This window comes from Amycolatopsis palatopharyngis, assembly GCF_003385185.1.
In the GTDB taxonomy this organism is placed as follows: Bacteria; Actinomycetota; Actinomycetes; order Mycobacteriales; family Pseudonocardiaceae; genus Amycolatopsis; species Amycolatopsis palatopharyngis.
Genome location: NZ_PQHZ01000081.1, coordinates 1 through 18371 on the forward strand (window position 1 = coordinate 1; position 18371 = coordinate 18371).

At 68.4% G+C, this 18371-nt stretch carries 17 protein-coding genes; 14 read left to right on the forward strand and 3 right to left on the reverse strand.

Annotated features, from left to right (window positions below):
- Positions 1-130: 130 nt before the first annotated feature.
- Positions 131-1558 carry a bifunctional phosphatase PAP2/diacylglycerol kinase family protein gene (locus D0C15_RS32095; protein ID WP_116051815.1) on the reverse strand — a complete coding sequence of 476 codons (1428 nt, stop codon included), beginning with the start codon at positions 1556-1558 and terminating at the stop codon, positions 131-133.
- Between the two features lie 135 nt (positions 1559-1693).
- On the opposite strand from D0C15_RS32095, the gene pafA reads away from it, so the two are divergent.
- The 10 genes from pafA (at position 1694) to D0C15_RS32145 (ending at position 12418) form a co-directional block, all read left to right on the forward strand.
- Positions 1694-3052 carry a Pup--protein ligase gene (pafA, locus tag D0C15_RS32100; RefSeq protein WP_116051816.1) on the forward strand — a complete coding sequence of 453 codons (1359 nt, stop codon included), beginning with the start codon at positions 1694-1696 and terminating at the stop codon, positions 3050-3052.
- Positions 3053-3204: 152 nt separating this feature from the next.
- Positions 3205-4188, forward strand: a complete 984-nt coding sequence (locus D0C15_RS32105) for a helix-turn-helix transcriptional regulator (RefSeq protein WP_116051817.1) — start codon at positions 3205-3207, stop codon at positions 4186-4188.
- Positions 4185-5156, forward strand: a complete 972-nt coding sequence (locus D0C15_RS32110; protein ID WP_116051818.1) for a helix-turn-helix transcriptional regulator — start codon at positions 4185-4187, stop codon at positions 5154-5156. Before D0C15_RS32105 ends, D0C15_RS32110 begins: the two co-directional genes overlap by 4 nt.
- Before the next feature lie 18 nt (positions 5157-5174).
- Positions 5175-5432 (forward strand): bacteriophage holin, encoded by a 258-nt coding sequence (locus D0C15_RS32115; RefSeq protein ID WP_162830338.1) that lies wholly within the window; start codon positions 5175-5177, stop codon positions 5430-5432.
- The gene (gene tatA, locus D0C15_RS32120; RefSeq protein WP_116051819.1) at positions 5429-5773 is read left to right on the forward strand and encodes a Sec-independent protein translocase subunit TatA; all 345 of its coding nucleotides are present in this window, start codon (positions 5429-5431) and stop codon (positions 5771-5773) included. Before D0C15_RS32115 ends, tatA begins: the two co-directional genes overlap by 4 nt.
- A 100-nt stretch (positions 5774-5873) precedes the next feature.
- Positions 5874-6848, forward strand: a complete 975-nt coding sequence (gene tatC / locus D0C15_RS32125) for a twin-arginine translocase subunit TatC (protein ID WP_425455453.1) — start codon at positions 5874-5876, stop codon at positions 6846-6848.
- 217 nt (positions 6849-7065) lie between these two features.
- Positions 7066-9921, forward strand: a complete 2856-nt coding sequence (locus D0C15_RS32130) for a DEAD/DEAH box helicase (RefSeq protein WP_116051820.1) — start codon at positions 7066-7068, stop codon at positions 9919-9921.
- Between the two features lie 122 nt (positions 9922-10043).
- Entirely contained in the window at positions 10044-10712 is a 669-nt protein-coding gene (locus D0C15_RS32135) for a DUF4333 domain-containing protein (RefSeq protein ID WP_116051821.1), read from the forward strand.
- A 58-nt stretch (positions 10713-10770) separates the two neighbouring features.
- Positions 10771-11970, forward strand: coding sequence for a GNAT family N-acetyltransferase (locus D0C15_RS32140; protein ID WP_116051822.1), 1200 nt, complete (start codon positions 10771-10773; stop codon positions 11968-11970).
- Positions 11971-12004: 34 nt separating this feature from the next.
- Entirely contained in the window at positions 12005-12418 is a 414-nt protein-coding gene (locus D0C15_RS32145) for a DUF4333 domain-containing protein (protein WP_245976466.1), read from the forward strand.
- Between the two features lie 31 nt (positions 12419-12449).
- Here D0C15_RS32145 and D0C15_RS32150 read toward each other — a convergent pair whose 3' ends face one another.
- Positions 12450-13607 (reverse strand): epoxide hydrolase family protein, encoded by a 1158-nt coding sequence (locus D0C15_RS32150; protein WP_116051824.1) that lies wholly within the window; start codon positions 13605-13607, stop codon positions 12450-12452.
- 63 nt (positions 13608-13670) lie between these two features.
- Here D0C15_RS32150 and D0C15_RS32155 point away from each other — a divergent pair, with 63 nt between their 5' ends.
- Positions 13671-14633: a helix-turn-helix transcriptional regulator gene (locus tag D0C15_RS32155; RefSeq protein ID WP_116051825.1), complete on the forward strand. Its 963-nt coding sequence runs from the start codon at positions 13671-13673 to the stop codon at positions 14631-14633.
- Between the two features lie 5 nt (positions 14634-14638).
- Here D0C15_RS32155 and D0C15_RS32160 read toward each other — a convergent pair whose 3' ends face one another.
- Positions 14639-15598 (reverse strand): 5'-3' exonuclease, encoded by a 960-nt coding sequence (locus D0C15_RS32160; RefSeq protein ID WP_116051829.1) that lies wholly within the window; start codon positions 15596-15598, stop codon positions 14639-14641.
- Between the two features lie 267 nt (positions 15599-15865).
- Between D0C15_RS32160 and D0C15_RS32165 the strand changes: the two genes are divergently transcribed.
- From D0C15_RS32165 to D0C15_RS34395, 3 genes are all read left to right on the forward strand, one after another.
- The gene (locus D0C15_RS32165; RefSeq protein WP_116051826.1) at positions 15866-16465 is read left to right on the forward strand and encodes a winged helix-turn-helix domain-containing protein; all 600 of its coding nucleotides are present in this window, start codon (positions 15866-15868) and stop codon (positions 16463-16465) included.
- A complete protein-coding gene (locus D0C15_RS32170; protein ID WP_245976468.1) occupies positions 16462-17733 on the forward strand; it encodes an MFS transporter in 1272 nt (423 codons plus the stop codon). Before D0C15_RS32165 ends, D0C15_RS32170 begins: the two co-directional genes overlap by 4 nt.
- 169 nt (positions 17734-17902) lie before the next feature.
- The gene (locus D0C15_RS34395; protein WP_162830339.1) at positions 17903-18061 is read left to right on the forward strand and encodes a hypothetical protein; all 159 of its coding nucleotides are present in this window, start codon (positions 17903-17905) and stop codon (positions 18059-18061) included.
- Positions 18062-18371 lie beyond the last annotated feature (310 nt).

Below are 18371 nucleotides of genomic sequence, written 5' to 3' on the forward strand. Positions count from 1 at the left end.
GCGGCACGATGGATGATGCGTTGGAAGCCAGTGATCAACGCGTTCTCCATCACCTTCGGTGACCGCTGGCCGGTGACCGAGACCTACTAATCGACACCGCCGGAAACACCGTTCGCGTTACGGACCCGGGTCAGAGGCGGTAGATGGTCAGCGCACTGGGGCGGGAGCGGAAGTGAAACTCGTTGCCCAGTGGGCCGACTTCGCCGTCGGTGGCGACCCTGCGGTTGCCGTCCAGGAGACGCACGCGGAGTTCCGGTAGGTCGGCCTGCCGGTACACGTGACTGGCGTTGAGGGTGTTGGTGAGAGCGGCGAGGATGAATCGCGCTCTGGAGTAGGGCAGGTCGGCGCGCAGGTACCGAACGTCGAGCAGGCCGGTGTCGAGCGCGGGGCGCGACGAGGGGACGAGCCCCTTGGGGGCATAGGTGCCGTTGCCGACGAAGAGCAGCCAGATCGAGGTCGGTTTGCCGTTGAGCACGACGTCGAGGGGCCGGGCGCGGCGCAGGGTACGCACCATCGCGATCGCGGCCGAGGGCCACTTGGGGTGGTGTTGCTGGATGTGTTCCCTGAGCCGGACCATTTCCGGGTACCCGCCAAGTCCCGCGGTGTTGACGAACCAGCGGCGGGTGGTTCCGCCGGTGCCGTCGATCTCGATTTCGCCCAGGTCGATGCCTACGGCGGCGCCCTTCTCCGTGGCGGTGTCGGCATCATCCATGGATTTGACGCCGACGTCGCGGGCGAAGTGGTTGAGGGTGCCCGCGGGGATGAGCGCGAGTGGGAGTTCGTGCTCGGCGGCGACCGATGCGACCGCGGCGACTGTGCCGTCGCCACCGGCCACGGCCAGCGCACGAATGCGGCCTGCCGATTCCCTGATGTGGGTGGCGAGCTGTGTGCGGATGTCCAGCCCGGGTTGTGGGTAGACGATGGTCGCCTTGGGCCAGGCGTAGATGGCGTCGTCGATCGGATCGTGTGCGTGGTCGCCTGAGCCCGGATTGACCAGGGCGAGCATGTCCTCGCCGTCGCGCATCACTGGCGCGTCGGCCCGGTGGGCGGTCTCGGCGGGGCGTGGTGCGGGTAGTGGCCACCAGTGGCGAGTGGCGAGCCCTACGGCGATTCCGAGGGTGGCGCCCGCCGCGACGTCGCTGGGCCAGTGGGTTCCGGTGTGGACGCGTGAGTAGGCGACGGCTCCGGCGATGGGGGCGAGGGCGATGGCCGTTCTCGGCGACTCCATGGCCACGGCGGTCAGGTAGGCGGCAGCCGAGGCGGAGTGTCCTGAGGGAAAGGACGAGGACGTCGGGCGCTTGACGAGCTGCCGATGTTCGGACACCTCGTCGGATGCGGGGCGGCGCCGGGGGAACAAGGGTTTGCCGATCAGGTTGGCCAGGGTGGAGGCGCCGCCGACGGCGGCCACCCCGCGCAGGGCGGCTCGGCGTGTGCTGCCCTTCTTGCTGGCCAGGAGGATGGTGACGGCCCACCACAGTTTGCCCTTGTCGGCGGATCTGGACAGGATCTGGAGTCCCTGGTCCGCGAGGCTGGGCCGCAGCGCCGCGCTACGCCGCATGAGCGACCTGTCGGTTCGGCCCACGGTCCGCAGAGGACGGCTGAGGTGCGTAAACACGAACCGCAACGTAGCCGACGGCGTGTCGCCGCCCGAACGGCCCACCGGTGTGGCGGGTGAAGCGCCTACCCTTAAGGGATGCAGCGGCGGATCTTTGGGATCGAAACCGAGTTCGGGGTCACCTGCACCTTTCATGGGCAGCGCAGGCTCTCACCTGACGAGGTGGCCAGGTACCTGTTTCGGCGGGTCGTGTCCTGGGGGCGCTCGTCCAACGTCTTCCTGTCCAATGGTTCCCGGCTCTATCTGGACGTGGGTTCACATCCTGAGTACGCGACCGCCGAGTGCGATGACCTCACGCAGCTGGTCACGCACGACAAGGCGGGGGAGCGGATTCTCGAGGATCTGCTGGTCGACGCGGAGCGCAGGCTGGCGGACGAGGGTATCGGCGGGGACATCTTCCTGTTCAAGAACAACACCGATTCGGCGGGCAACTCCTACGGCTGTCACGAGAACTACCTGGTGACGAGAGCCGGGGAGTTCTCCCGGATCGCCGATGTCCTGTTGCCGTTCCTGGTGACCCGGCAGTTGATCTGCGGTGCGGGCAAGGTGTTGCAGACGCCGCGGGGTGCGGTGTACTGCCTGTCCCAGCGTGCGGAACACATCTGGGAGGGTGTGTCGAGCGCCACAACCCGGTCCCGGCCGATCATCAACACCCGGGACGAGCCGCACGCCGACGCGGAGCGGTACCGCAGGCTGCACGTCATCGTCGGCGACTCGAACATGGCCGAGCCGACGACCTTGTTGAAGGTCGGCGCGGCGAACCTGGTGCTGGAGATGATCGAGCAGGGTGTGCAGTTCCGGGACTTCACGCTGGACAACCCGATACGCGCGATCCGCGAGATCAGTCATGACCTGACCGGCCGCAGGCAGGTGCGGCTCGCCGGGGGCCGGGAGGCCTCGGCGCTGGACATCCAGCGGGAGTACTACGCCCGCGCGGTGCAGCACGTACGGGCTAATGACTCCGGTCCGGTGGCCGAGCGGGTGATCGAGTTGTGGGGTCGCGCGCTGGACGCTGTGGAGCAGCAGGACTTCAGCAAGATCGACACCGAGATCGACTGGGCGATCAAGCACCGGTTGGTGGAGCAGTACCGCAGCAAGCACGATCTGGATCTGTCGAGCCCCAGGGTGGCGCAGCTGGATCTGGCGTATCACGACATTCGGCGTGGACGAGGGGTTTTCGACCTGTTGCAGCGTAAGGGCCTGGTTCGCCGGATCACCGACGACGGTGAGATCGAGTTGGCGAAAGACACGCCGCCGCAGACCACGAGGGCGAAGCTGCGCGGGGACTTCATCGCGGCGGCGCAGCAGGCGGGCCGCGATTTCACTGTCGACTGGGTGCATCTCAAGCTCAATGACCAGGCGCAGCGGACGGTGTTGTGCAAGGACCCGTTCCGCGCGGTGGACGAGCGAGTGGAGCGGCTGATCAGCTCGCTGTAGCGGCCGGAGGGAGTTCCCCAATGTGGCATTGGGGAACTCCAACGTCCCCAATGCCACATTTGGGACATCCCTGGCGCGACGCCGAACGGGACACGAACGCGCCTACCGTGGACCTCCTGAACGGCGTAGCCGGGGAGGGTTAGGGTTGTCGTGTGTCCACTGCACGCGCCGAGCGCCTGGTCAATCTGGTGCTTGCCCTGCTGTCCACCCGGCAGTTCCTCGCTGCCGAGCGGATTCGCGGGATCGTGTCCGGATACGCCGACGCGGCTTCGGACGAGGCGTTCTCGCGGATGTTCGAACGGGACAAGACGGAGTTGCGGGAGCTGGGCATTCCGTTGGAAACGGGTCGCAACTCGGGCTTCGACCCCGTGGAGGGGTACCGGATCGCCCGCCGTGACTACGAGCTCGGCGAGATCGACCTGGCTCCGGACGAGGCGACCGCGGTCGCGCTCGCGGCGCGCTTGTGGGATTCCCCTGAACTCACCGGGCAGGCCAGGGGGGCGCTGGTGAAGTTGCGTGCGGCAGGCGTCGAGGTGGATCAGAACGCGCAGACGGTGGTTGAACCGAGGGTGCGGACAGAGCCGGCGTTCGCGCCGTTGCTCGCGGCCGTGCAGCAGGGGCAGGCGGTGCGCTTCGACTACCGGCGCAGTGGCTCTCCCGAGCGCAGGAACCGGACGTTGGAGCCATGGGGTGTGGTGTCGTGGCGTGCCCGCTGGTACGTGGTGGGCCACGACCGCGACCGGGGCGCTCCCCGGTGTTTCCGGCTGTCGCGGGTCCTCGGTGACGTGGTGCCGGTCGGCAAGCCAGGGGCGGTACGCAGGCCGCCGGATGTGAATCTGCTGGAGTTCGTGTCCGTGACCGGCGGGCAGGAGCCTGCCCCCGCGGCGAGGGCGCGGTTGTGGATCGCCGAAGGGCGGGCCGCGGGAGTGCGCAGGCGGGCCACGGTCGTCGACCGCATGACCGTCGACGGCGTTGACGGCGATGTGGCCGAGCTCGACCTGTACTTCCCGGAGAGTGCGGCGGACTGGATCGCCGGACACGGGCCGGACGTGCTGGTTCTGGAGCCGGACGTGCTGGCGAAGTCGGTTCAGGACCGCCTCGAACTCGCGTTGCACCATCAGGTGGACCGGCGATGAGCGGATCCAACGAGCGGATGCCCAGGTTGCTCGCGCTCGTGCCGTACCTGCTGGCTCGGCCGGGAATCCGGATCGATGATGCCGCGCGGGACTTCGGGGTCTCCCCGAAACAGCTGCGGCGTGATCTGGAGCTGCTGTGGATGTGCGGGCTGCCCGGGTACGGCCCCGGTGACCTGATCGATCTTTCGTTCGACGAGGACACGGTGTCGGTCACCTACGACGCGGGTATGCGCAGGCCGTTGCGGCTCACCGGTGGCGAGGCGACCGCTCTGCTGGTGGCGTTGCGCGCACTGGCAGAGACGCCCGGTGTCGTGGACACCGAGGCGGTCCAGCGCACGATCGCGAAGATCGAGGAGGCGGCGGGAGCGTCGAGGCCGTCGGGAGTGGTGGTCGGCAACGGGGTCCGGGAGCGGGCGGAAACGGCGAGGACCCGCGAGACGATCCGGCAGGCGTTGCAACGGGGCAGGGCGCTGCGCATGCGTTACTACACGGCGTCGAAGGACGAGATCAACGACCGGACGGTGGACCCGATGCGGCTGCTGATCGTGCAGGCCATCGGTTATCTGGAGGCCTGGTGCAGGCGGGCGGACGGGGTCCGGCTGTTCCGGCTGGACCGGATCGACGAGCTGGAGGTCCTGGACGAGGCCGCGGCGCCGCCGCCACACGCCCGGCCCACCGACCTCTCCGGCGGGGTCTTCTCGCCTGGACCGGACCAGCAGGAGGCCGAGCTGGCGCTCGAGCCGGACGCCCGGTGGGTGGCCGAGTACTACCCGTGTGAGGAACTCGCCGAGCTCGACGGCGGCCGGTTGCGGATCAGCATGCGCTACGGCGACGAGTCCTGGATGGTTCGGCTGGTGCTCGGGCTCGGTGGTGGCGCGATGGTGGAGCGGCCTGCCGCGCTGGCTTCGGCAGTTCGTCAGCGAGCGGCCGACGCACTGGCGCGGGCTCGTCACCTGACGGCAATCTAGGGGAAGTACGGTGATCTGGTGCTGTACGTGCTGAGCATCGCGTTGGTCGCGATGGGGCTGATCGTGCTCGGAGCGCTGGCCTTTCAGGTGGCCAAGGCCTTGCGCCGGTTCAACCACGCGGTAAGCATGGTGTCTACGAATACCCAGGACGGCGTGGGGTTGTTGCGCGCTCGTTCCGCCGGGGTGCGGGTCGCGATCGCGCGGCGCGTACACCGGAACAACAGTGACGAACAAGACAGTAAGATCGGTCTGAACGAGTTAGGAGGCCACCGATGAACGCTTTGCAGCCGTGGCACTTGATCATCCTGGTTCTTGTCGTGGTGCTGCTGTTCGGCGCCAAGCGGCTGCCGGACGCCGCACGGTCGATCGGCAAGTCCATGAAGATCTTCAAGGCCGAGACCAAGGACATGCGGGGCAGCGACGACACCGACGCGACCTCGACGTCGGTCGAGGCGGAGACCAGGCAGCTGCCGCAGTCCGGTCAGGCTTCCACCGAGGCCGCGGACGGCACGGACAAGCAGGTCGCCGATCTACAGCGTCAGCTGGACGAGCTGAAGAAGCAGCAGACTCCGGCGTCCTCGGCACCCTCCGAGCAGGCGCAGAAGAACGTCAGCTGAGCTCCGCCGTCCTGGCGGGCGGGGAGTTGACTGAGAGTCCATGTTCCCGGGCGGCGTAGCGCCGTCCGGGTGAGAAGCACTGACGAGAACGGAACTCGCCGTGGCGGACCCTGCCTCCGACAAGCGTGACCGTCGCGGGATGCGGCGCCAGCGCAACCGTCGGCACAACCCCGACGGCACGATGACGCTCATCCAGCATGTGTACGAGTTCCGCCGCAGGCTTGCCTACGCCCTCCTCGCGGTGGTGCTGGGCGGGATCTTCGGCTTCATCTGGTTCGAGGTGTCGGTAGGACCGATCAGTTCCCTCGGCAATCTGATGACCGGGCCGTACTGTGACCTGCCGAGTTCCGGTCCGGAGAAGTTGCGGCTGGAGTTCGACGGCGGCTGCACGCTGTTGCAGACGCAGCCGTTCGAGGCGTTCATGATCCGGCTGAAGGTCGGCGTCGCGGCGGGCATGGTGCTGGTGGGGCCGCTGTGGCTGTACCAGATCTGGGCGTTCATCGCGCCGGGGCTGTACTCGAAGGAACGCAAGTACGCCCTGACGTTCGTGGGCTTCGCGAGCATCCTCTTCGCGGCGGGCGCGCTGCTCGCCTACGTGCTGGTTCCCGGAGCACTGCGGTTCCTGGTCGGCTTCGGCGGTGAGTCCTTCTCGACCGCGCTCACCGGTGACAAGTACGTTTCGTTCGTGCTGGCCCTGCTGGTGATCTTCGGGGTGAGTTTCGAGCTACCGCTGCTGATGGTGATGCTGAACCGGGTCGGCATCCTCCATTACGACCAGCTCAAGCGATGGCGGCGCGGCATCATCATGGGGTTGTTCGTCTTCGCCGCCTTCGCGACGCCGGGTAACGATCCGTTCTCGATGCTGGCGCTGGCACTCGCGCTCGTGCTGCTGGCCGAACTGGCCATCCAGCTGTCCCGGCTGCACGACCGGAAGCTGGCGAAGCAGCGCAGGGCCGAGGGGCTGGAGGACTTGGCCGACGACGAGGCAGCGCCGTTCGAGTACACACCGAGTTCGGCTGATGACGAGGCTCCGGCTTCGGGCGCGGGACGGACGAAGACCGACGACATCACCTGACGCGGGCTGTCGCGGGGTGAGTCCGCATCTGGCCGGGCTCACCCGGCCGCTCGTGGTTGTTCTCGGTGGTGGCGGTGAACGTCAGGACCACGTCAATCTCGCACTGGTCCGTTGAGACCACTTCTGAGTGTTGCCGAATCCCGGCCGCCGACACCACCGAGCGCCGGCGGCGTGGCGCCGAGTGCAGGAGTCTGCCCAGGTGTGAAACCCTGAGGTCGTGGCTCCATCCGCTTCTCGTTCCCCTGCCGAGGCCTACTCGGCCGCCCGCCAACGGGGACGTTATCCCCGGCTGACCGACTTCGCCGCCGAGGTGGCGTTCGAGTTCGACGACTTCCAGCGCCGCGGTTGCGAGGCCCTCGAGGACGGGCACGGTGTCCTTGTCTGCGCACCGACGGGTGCGGGCAAGACGATCGTCGGCGAGTTCGCCGTGCATCTCGCGCTGGCCGAGGGTCGCAAATGCTTCTACACGACGCCGATCAAGGCCCTTTCGAACCAGAAGTTCGCGGACCTGACCGCCCGCTACGGCAGCGACGCGGTCGGCCTGCTCACCGGGGACACGTCGATCAACGGCAACGCGCAGATCGTGGTGATGACCACCGAGGTGCTGCGCAACATGCTCTACGCGCGCTCGGCCACCCTCAACGACCTCGGTTACGTGGTGATGGACGAGGTGCACTACCTCGCCGACCGATTCCGGGGTGCGGTGTGGGAAGAGGTCATCCTGCACCTGCCCGATCACGTCCGGGTCGTCGGACTCTCCGCGACGGTCAGCAACGCGGAGGAGTTCGGTGAGTGGCTGGTCGAGGTGCGCGGTGACACGACTGTGGTCGTGGACGAGCACCGGCCGGTTCCGCTCTGGCAGCACATGCTGATCGGTAACCGGATGTTCGACCTGTTCGCCGGGGACACCGGGGACGGGGAGAACCGGATCAACCCGAACCTGTTGCGCCGTGCCGAGGAGGTCGGCAGGCACTACGGGTTCGGCAGGGCTATGCGTGGCCAGCGCGGACGGCGAGGCGCCCAGGGCGGCGGCCCCCGGTTCCGGCCGCCGTCGCGGGTGGAGGTCGCCGAACGGCTGGACAACGCCGGTCTGCTGCCCGCGATCGTGTTCATCTTCTCCAGGGCGGGTTGTGACGCCGCCGTCGGTCAGTGTGTGCGGGCCGGGCTGCGGCTGAACTCCCCGGAGGAGATCGAGGAGATCCGCCAGGTCGTCGCGGAACGCACCGCCGATCTACCGGAGGGCGACCTCGGCGTACTCGGCTACTGGGAGTGGCGCGAGGCGCTGGAGCGCGGCGTCGCGGGCCATCACGCGGGCTTGTTGCCCGCGTTCAAGGAGACCGTGGAGGAGTTGTTCGTGCGCGGCCTGGTCAAGGTCGTGTTCGCCACCGAAACCCTGGCCCTCGGCATCAACATGCCCGCGCGCACGGTCGTTCTCGAGCGCCTGGTGAAGTACAACGGTGAGGCCCACGTCGACCTGAGTCCGGGTGAGTACACCCAGCTGACCGGCAGGGCCGGCAGGCGAGGGATCGACATCGAGGGCCATGCCGTCGTGGTGTGGCAGCCGGGGGTGGATCCGAAGCAGGTGGCCGGGCTCGCGTCGACCCGTACCTACCCGCTGCGTTCCTCGTTCCGCCCCGGCTACAACATGGCCATCAACCTGGTCGCCCAACTCGGCGCCGTCGAAGCCCGCGACCTGCTGGAACAGTCGTTCGCGCAGTTCCAGGCCGACCGGTCGGTGGTCGGTACCGCCCGGCGCATCGAACGCAACAAGGAGGCGCTGAGCGGGTACGCGGAAGCGATCACCGGTGACTTCGACCAGATGCTGTCCTACGTCGAGCTGCGTAAAAAGATCTCGGCCAGGGAGAAGGCGCTCACCAGGCAGAACAGTGTGAGCCGGCGAGCGGACACGATGGACTCGCTGGAGAAGCTGCGCAGGGGTGACGTCATCGCGGTGCCCTCGGGCCGTCGTTCCGGACTCGCGGTCGTGGTCGACCCCGGCCTGGATCCGATTCGCGAACCACGTCCTGTCGTGGTCACCGAGGACCGCTGGTCCGGTGCGCTGTCGGTATCGGACTTCCCGTCGCCGGTGGAGCCGCTGGACCGGCTGCGGCTGCCCAAGCACGTCGAGTTGCGCTCGCCGAAGACCCGCCGCGACCTGGCGTCCAGGCTGCGCGATCTCGGCGTCACCGCCCCTTCGCGGTCCAGGAGGCGCACCGACGCCAACTCCGACAGCGAGCTGATCGACCTGCGCAAGGCGTTGCGCGCGCATCCCTGTCACGGTCTCGCCGAGCGGGAGGCGAACCTGCGCTGGGTGGAGCGCTACCTCCGCCTCGCCTCGGAGACCGAGCAACTGGAACGCAAGGTCGCCGCCACCACGCATTCGCTGGCCAGGGCGTTCGACCGGATCCGCGCACTGCTGACCGAGCGCGGGTACCTCGATCCTGCCGGGCAGACGGTGGAGAAAGTCAGCCAGGACGGCCAGGACAGTCCGGACAGCCAGGACAGCGACTCGGCCGAGGTCACCGAGGTGGCCGACCTGTTCGAGGCCAACGGCGTCACCGAACACGGCCGCAGGCTGTCGCGGCTGTACAGCGAGTCCGACCTGCTGGCCGCGGAGTGCATCCGGCACGGCGTGTGGCAGGGGCTGCAGCCGCCGGAACTGGCGGCCGTGGTGTCCGCCCTGGTGTTCGAGTCCCGAAGGGACGCCGCGGGCGAACCGAGGCTGCCGTCCGGCCGGGTACCCGATGCGTGGCAGGCGACGGCACGGATCTGGCTCGAACTCGCCGAGGACGAGCAGCGGCACCGGCTCGACCGCACCCGCGAACCGGACGCGGGGTTCGCCTGGCCGATCTACCGGTGGGCGCGCGGGGAATCGCTGGAGAAGGTGCTCACCGCTGCCGAGGCGAACGGGCAGGAACTGTCCGCGGGCGACTTTGTCCGCTGGTCCCGGCAGGTCATCGATCTCCTGGACCAGATTCGTGATGTGCTCGGCCGGTCGGACCCGGTGGGACGGGCCGCGAGTGACGCGGTGCGCGCACTGCGCCGCGGTGTCGTCGCCGCGGGCGCGACCTGATGCCCTTGACGCGAGCGTTACCTGTCCCTGTGGTTGGATCGCCCCGGACAGTGAGCACGGTGCGCAACTGAGTGCGGGGCCACGGTGATCCGACCGACGACGTCGACAGGCGGAGGCGAACAATGAGTACGCCGTACGGAGGCAACGACCCGCAGCAGTGGGGACAACAGCCCTACGGTTCCGGAGCACCGTCCGGTGGGTTTCCGCAGCAGCAGCCAGGGTACGGCGCACAGCCGCCGCAGTACGGGCAGCAGCCACCACCGGGATACGGGCAGCCACCGCAGTACGGGCAGCAACCCGGCTACGGCTATCCCCAGCAACCTGGGCAGGGTCAGCCAGGACAGCCCCAGTACGGCGCTCCTGGATATCCGCAGCAGCCCGGTTACCCACCCCAGCAGGGTTACGGTCCGCCGGGGCAGTTCGGCTACGGACAGCAGCCGGGGGCGTATCCGCCACCGGACGGCGGCGGGAAGTCCGGCAAGGGGCTGTGGCTGATCATCGGCGGCGTTGTGGTCGTGATCGCGCTGGCCGCCGTCGCGCTGTTCGTGTGGCCGGGCTGGGCACAGGCGGGAAAGACGTTCGACAGCGAGCGGATGCAGACCGACGTGCAGCGGGTGCTGGTGGAGAACTACCAGATCGAGGGCGTCGAGAGTGTGTCCTGCCCGTCCGGGCAGAAGATCGAGCAGGGTGTCACTTTCACGTGTGAGGCCACGATCGGCGGTCAGCCGAAGCAGATCCCCATCACCGTGACCGGCAGGGGCAACGAGTACGAGGTCGGTATGCCGCAGTGAGTGTCATGGCCACTAAACCGGTGGCCCTGGCCCGGTTCCTGCGACGATCATCCTCACCATGACCGATCACACCACGAGACCGCTCGCCCAGGACGAACTCCGGGCGGCGAACACCCTGTTCCGCGGCACCCTGCACGTGGCACCGTCCACGGACGAGGAGTGGACCCGAACGGTCGCCTCCTACCAACCCGGCCGCACCCTGGGCGTACTCGACGCCGAACTCATCGGTACCGCCCGCTCGTTCGACTCCGCGCTGACCGTTCCGGGCGGCGCGCGCGTACCGCTGGGCTCGGTGACCGGCGTCGGTGTCCGCGCCGACCGGACCCGCCGCGGTGTGCTCACCGAACTCATGCGCGCTCAGCTCGGGGACTTCGCCGACCGCGGCCTCGTGGCCGCGAACCTGTACGCGTCCGAGGGGCTCATCTACGGCAGGTTCGGCTACGGCGTAGCCACTTTGGCACGCAAATGCGTCGTCGACCGGCGCAGGGCCACGGTCCGGGCCGGGGCACCCGTGGGCGGTGAGGTCGAACTGCTGGACCTCGAAACAGCGAAGGCGCGGCTGCCGGAGATCTACGACGCGTTCGGTGGGGACCGTCCGGGTGGGATGAGCAGGTCCGAGTACTGGTGGCCAGGTCTGTTCCGGCAGCTGCAGAGGTCGGAGTCACCCGTGGTCACCGTCCTGCACCACGGCGCTTCCGGGATCGACGGTTACGTCGTCTACCACTCCGCCCGGCCGAATCCCGTCGATCCCGCGGTCCTGCGGGTGGAGGAGTTCCACACCGCGACCCCGGAGGCCTACGCGCAGCTGTGGCGGTTCCTGCTCGGCGTCGATCTCATCGATTCGATCGAGGTGTCCGCGCTGCCGACGGACGACCCGGTGGAGCTGCTGTTCACCGATCCGAGGGCGGTCAAGGTCACCGACACCTGGGACGAGACGTGGCTGCGCCTGGTGGACGTGCCCGGTGCGCTCGCCGCCCGTGAGCGCGGTGACACCGAACTGGTCATCGAGGTGACCGACCCGGTGCTTCCGGTCAACTCGGGGCGTTACCTGGTCAGCAGGGACGCGGTCACGAGGACCGAGGCGTCGCCGCAGCTGAGCATGGGTGTCGACGTGCTCGCCATGATCTACCTCGGCACCTGGCGCCCGTCCGCGCTGGCGTCTGTTGGCCGCGTCGAAGTGGCGGATGCTGAGGTGGCGCGACGTGCCGATCTACTGTTCAGTACACGTAGCGCGGCGTGGTGCGGTACCTTCTTCTGACCTTTGAACGATCAACTTCTCGGGGTGTAGTGCCGTGCGGTTACGCGCAGTGCTGGTAGGCCACGGATGTGCCGCCGTCATGCTGGTGATGTCGGGCTGCGACGGCGCGACACCGTCTGGGGACGCGCCCGTGGCACCGTCGCCGTCCTCCTCGCTCCCACCGGTCACGACCCCGGCTTCGGTCTCGTCTTCTGCGCCCACGTCCTCGACGGCGGCGACCCGTGTCACGAAGGTGTTCGACGCCGAGGCGATGCAGAAGTCCGTGCGCACGATCCTCACCGAGGAGTACCTGGTCGAGGACGTGCGGTCGGTGACGTGCCCCCCGGGTCGGCGCGTCGAGGTGGACAGCACCTTCGAGTGCACCGCACAGATCGGCGGTGAGCCGAAAACCGTGCCCATCACCGTGACCAGCGAGAAGGGTGATTATCAGGTGGGTATGCCCAGCTGATAATCACCCTTCTCCGCCGAACCCCCACGCCTCAGGCGAGTGCGCGGAAGAACTGCCGGATGTCGCCGATGAGCAGGTCGGACGCGTCGTGTGTGGCCCAGTGACTGCCGCGGTCGAACTCGCTCCAGGACACGATGTTCTTGTGATCGCGGTCGGCGAAGGCACGGATGGGACGGAAGTCGTAGGCGAAGCTCGCCAGACCGATAGGCGTTGTGGTCGGCTCGGCCGGGGCCTGCGCGTGGTGGTTCTCGTAGTAGAAGCGGGCCGAGGACGCACCGGTATTGGTCAGCCAGTAGATCGTGGCGTTGGTGAGGACCACCTCGGGGTCGACCGCGGCCAGCAGCTGGCCGATCCAGGCGAGCTGGCCCGCGGGCGAGTCGGCGAGGGCGTGTGCGAGGTTCTGCGGCTGCGTGGACTGCAGGGTCGCGAACGCGGACATCTCCTCGTTGAAGGACTGCAGGAACGCGAGTTGCCCCAGCTCCTGCTCGGTCAGCCCCGCGAACTCGGCAGGGTCACCCGAGGGGAAGGAGAAGATCTGGTTGACGTGGACGCCGAGCACATGCTCGGGATCCAGGCGCCCGAGGGTAGGGGAGACGATGGCGCCCGCGTCGTTGCCGTGTGCGCCGTAGCGGTCATAGCCAAGGCGGCGCATCAGCTCGGCCCATGCCTCGGCCGTGCGGTACTGGTCCCAGCCCTTCTCCGTGGTGTGGCCGGAGAAGCCGAAGCCGGGTAGCGACGGGATGACCAGGTGGAAGGCGTCGGCCGGGTCGCCGCCGTGGGAGCGGGGATCGGTGAGCGGGCCGATCAGGTCGAGGTACTCCACGACGGTGTTCGGCCAGCCGTGCGTCAGGATAAGCGGCGTAGCGTCCGGTTCGGGCGATCGCACGTGCAGGAAGTGGATGTTCTGCCCATCGATCGTGGTGGTGAACTGGGGGTAGCTGTTCAGCTTCGCCTCCCATTTCCGCCAGTCGTAGCTACCGCGCCACAGCCGCACCAGCTCCTGTACGTAGTTCAGCGGCACCCCGTACTCCCAGCCGGGCTTGACCGGACCAGTTTGCACCGCGTCGTCCGGGACTTCGTTCGGCAGCTCGTTGGCCCAGCGGGTGCGGTCCAGCCGGTACCGCAGTTCGTCGAGGTCGGCCTGCGGGATGTCGATGCGGAAGGGGGTGATGTCGGTGTTGTTGTTCATGAACGCAACGCTAGAAGCCCATTAGGCACGTTAGATTCCTAAAGGACTGGCAGAATCCGAATCATGTTGGAAACCTCTGCTCGACTGCTGCGTCTGCTGGCCCTGTTGCAGATGCGACGGGAATGGACGGGCTCGGAACTGGCCGATCGACTCGAGGTGAGCGGCCGGACGGTGCGCAACGACATCGAACGACTGCGGGCACTCGGCTATCCGGTGAACGCGACCCGCGGCTCGGTGGGGGGATACCAGTTGGGAGCGGGAGCGGCGATGCCGCCACTCCTGCTCGATGACGAGGAGGCCATCGCGGTCGCGGTCGGCCTGCGGACCGCGGCCGGGGGCACGATCGCGGGCGTCGAGGAGACCTCACTGCGGGCGCTGGCGAAGCTGGAGCAGGTGTTGCCGAGCCGGTTACGCCGCAGGGTCAACGCGCTGCAGCGCTACGCCGTGCCGGTGCCGTACGACAGTCCGGGACCGAGGGTGGAGGCCGAGTCGTTGAGCACGATCGCCGCGGCCTGCCGCGATCAGGAACGGCTCCGGTTCGCCTATCGCAATCATGACGGCACCGAGAGCGGGCGCACGGTGGAGCCGTACCAGCTGGTGAACTGGGGCAGGCGGTGGTATCTCGTCGCCTGGGACGTCGACCGCGACGACTGGCGGACCTTCCGTGTCGACCGCATCGATCCGCGGCCACCTTCCGGACCCCGCTTCACCGCGCGGGAGTTGCCGGACGACGTCACCGACCGGGTGCGTAGGGGAGTGTCCTCGGCCGCCTGGCGGTATCGGGCGAGGGTCACCGTGCATGCGCCGGCTGAAGTGGTCGCCGACCGGATCAACCCGGCCGTTGGCACGGTCGAAGCCGTCGACGCGGGGACCTGCGTACTCGACACGGGGGCGGACACGGTGGACGCGCTCGCCGTCCACCTCGGTCTGCTCGGTGCCGACTTCACCGTCAGCGAGCCACCCGAGCTGGTCGAGCTGATGCACACACTGTCCGAGCGCTACCGGCAGGCCACATCCGGCGCATGAGTGGTTCAGCCGGGCAGCGCCGCGAGGAGCCGCTCGGCCGAACGTCCGAGATTCCACCGTTGCGCGAGTTCGGCCACGCGATCGGGATCGGCGGCGGTGCGCGGTACCCGGTCGTCGCCGGACATTCGCACCGCCGCGTCGCGCACGACGCCGACCACCCGAGGCGCGACGAGAAGGTAGTCGGCGGCCTCGAGAATCCGCGTTCGTGCCTTGGCTGGCAGTTCGGCGCTGCCGTCCGCGGCGGCCTTGACCAGCGCGTCGAGCGACCCGAACTGGGTGATCAGCTTGGCGGCGGTCTTCTCGCCGATCCCGGCGACACCGGGCAGCCCGTCGGAGGGGTCGCCGCGCAACACGGACATGTCGGCGTATCCGGGCCCCGCGAGCTCCTGCGGCACGCCGTACTTCTCGGCGATCTCGGCCGGACCGAGCACCTCGGCCTTGGCCCAGCCCCTGCCGACGTAGATCACCGATGCCGGGGTCGGCTCGGTGCGAACGAGCTGGAAGAGGTCCCGGTCGCCGGTGATCACCTCGACCGGATCCGTGCCCTCGCGGGCAGTGAGGGTGCCGATCACGTCGTCGGCCTCGAAGCCCTCGGCCTCGGCGGTGGCCAGGCCCACGGCCTCGAGCAGCTCCAGGATGATCGGGACCTGCGGGGTCAGCGTGTCGGGAACCTCCTCAGCCGTGCCGGGATCGCCCGCGCTGTCTGTGCCGTTCTCGGGCGCCGCGACCCGGTGGGCCTTGTAGCTCGGGAGCAGGTCGACCCGGAACTGCGGGCGCCAGTCGGCGTCGAGGCAGGCGACGAGACGGCCGGGCCGCCGATCGACGAGGATCCGGGCGACGGTGTCGGCGAACCCGCGCACCGCGTTCACCGGGGTGCCGTCGGGGGCGGTCAGGGACTCGGGGAGCGCGTGGAACGAGCGGAAGTACAGGCTCGCCGCGTCGAGAAGGGCCAGCGGTGCGGTCACCGGGACAGCCTGCCACGACCATCCGACGACCGGTACCAGCGCCACGCCAGCTGCACAGCTGGGTGAGTTTCGGTTAGTTCCCCAATGCCACATTGGGAACGTTGGAGTTCCCCAATGTGGCATTGGGGACGTTCAAGTTCCCGAAAGCCACATTGGGGAACTCCCGCGCTTGCCGCCACACGCGGCGCACGGCAGCAGCGCGAACCGCAGAGAGTTCTTTGCAGAGGTGTCTTTGCAAAGAACTGTTCGCACGTTAGCGTTGGGGGCATGAGCGAACGTGAAGAATCGGGACCTGCGAAGAAGCCGAGCTCGACCAACCTCGACGCGCGCGCCCTGCGAGCCATGGCCCATCCGCTGCGGGTGCGTTTACTGGACCTGCTGCGCGCGGACGGTCCGGCCACGGCCTCCGGGTTGGCGCAGCGTGTGGGGGAGAGTTCCGGGACCACCAGCTGGCACCTGCGCCAGCTCGCCGAGCACGGGCTCGTCGAGGAGGACACCACTCGCGGGACGAAACGGGAACGGTGGTGGAAGCCGGCCCACGAGACACAGTCGATGCGGGTCGCGGACTTCCTGGACGATCCGGAACTGGCCGGCCCGCTCAACGTGTACCTCCAGTCGGCGATCCAGCAGCGGTTCGCGATCGAGTCGCAGTTCGTCGCCGAACTGCCGCTGTGGAACGACCGTTGGCGGGACAAGGCGTCGTTCTACGACGACCGCCTCTTCCTCAGCCCGGATGAGGCCATCGCGCTCACCGGCGAGGTGCAAGAGCTGGTCGATCGCTACCGCCGCGAACGCAGGGACACCGACGACGCCGTGGTCATCCACTGGTCGGCGTTTCCAAGAGCCATCCGGCCGGAGGAGTCTTGAAACGGCGAGCGCCGTTGCTGGCCGTCCTCATCGCGTCGGGTCTCAGCGCGGCGGGGTCGGCGATGACGCTGATCGCCATTCCGTGGTTCGTGCTCGACACCACCGGCAGCGGTGCGCGCACCGGCCTGATCGCCGCCCTCGAGACGCTCGGGCTGCTGCTCTCGGTCGCGCTGGCCGGGCCACTGGTCGATCGGTACGGTGCCCGGCTCGTCAGCATGCTCAGCGACCTGGGCACGGTGGTGGCCGTCGCGGCGATCCCGCTCGCATACGCGACCACGGGTCTGTCGTTCCCCGCGCTGGCCGCACTGGCGTTCGGCATCGGGCTCGGTCGGTCGCCCGCCCGTACGGCGAAATCCGTGCTGTTGCCGCAGGCCATCGAGACGGCGGGCGCCTCGGTCGAGCGGGGGACCAGCGCGCAGGAGGCCGTGCAACGGCTGGGCGACCTGCTCGGCGCCCCAGCGGGTGGCGCACTGATCGCCGTTTTCGGCGCCGCACCCGTACTGCTGATCGACGCCGGCGCGATTCTCGGCGGAGTCCTGCTCGTGGGGGTGCTGGTGCCCGCGGGATCGCCGTCGGCGCACTCCGGAACCGGGGTACGCGGATACCTGGGCGACCTCCGGGACGCCATGATCCGCCTGCGCGGTGACCGGCTGCTGTTCGCGATCGGCATCGTGGTGGCGGTCACGAACGCACTGTTCGTCGGCCTTGCCTCTGTGTTGCTGCCGGCCTACGGCTCGTTGGTGTGGCACAACAGTGCCCTCGTCGGGATGGCCATAGCCGCGGTCGGAGTCGGCGGGTTGCTCGGTGCCGGACTCTACGGCTGGCTCGGCGCGCAGCTGCCCCGCAGGATGACCTTCGTCGGGTGCTTCCTGTTGTCCGGGCCACCGACCTTCGCCGCACTCGCCCTCGACCCGCATCCGGTACTGCTGCTGGTGCTGCTCGTCGTGTCGAGCCTCGGCCGTGGCCCGCTCAACCCGATCCTCGCCGGGGTCAAGTACGAACGGGTCCCCGTGGAGTTCCGGGGCCGGGTGTTCGCCGTGCTCACCACTGCCGCGCTCGCGGCGATGCCGCTGGGCACCCTGCTGGCGGGCGTACTCCTCGACGTCATCGGGCTTCGTCCCGCGGTGCTGGTGCTAGGTGGTCTGTGCCTGCTGGCGACGAGCTGCCCGCTGGTGTTTCCCGTGTGGCGGGGACTGGATCGCGCGACTGAGCCGGCCAAAGCCGCTACTCCGAAAGTGTCACCACCGGCTACGTCTGCGCACGGGTAGTAGCAGATTCGTAGAGTCGACTACGGCAAACGGGTGGGTACGATGGACTGATCGAATCTGGCTGAAAAAATTCTGGGATCGGTGTATCTGGCGGTGGCCCTCCTGCGTCCTATTCCTCGAACACTCTGGTCCGGCACCAAGGACCACCTGCGGTCGAGGAGAACCAACGATGAGCACAAAGGACACGGACACGACTGTCTCCGAGGTCGAGCCGGACCCGTCGGTGGATGACCAGGACGGGATCGAGCCGACGATCTCCGCCCCGTCGCCGACGAAGTCGCCGGCGCCGTTGGGTAACTGGGAACCGAACAGTCCCCCGGCCAACTGAGCACCGCACAGCCACAGGTCACTGGGGGATGGTGGCGTCCGGTAGCCGAGGGGGCTGCCGGACGCCACTGTCAAGACGGACTCACGTGGAAAACGCGGAACGGTAAGGCTGGCAGGGATCGGGCCGGGGAGGACCGACTCTGCACGGAGCTTCGGAAAGTCATTCCGGAGCACTCGAAAGGCCGTCGTTCCGTGTGCCGGCAAATGCCTTGGGGGCAGGGTGATCGCCGGCGGACAGGTCCACGTGAGGCTGGCCCACCCCGAAGGGGGTCGGGCGGGTTCTGGGGCGGATCGGGCTGGGGTGGGTGGGG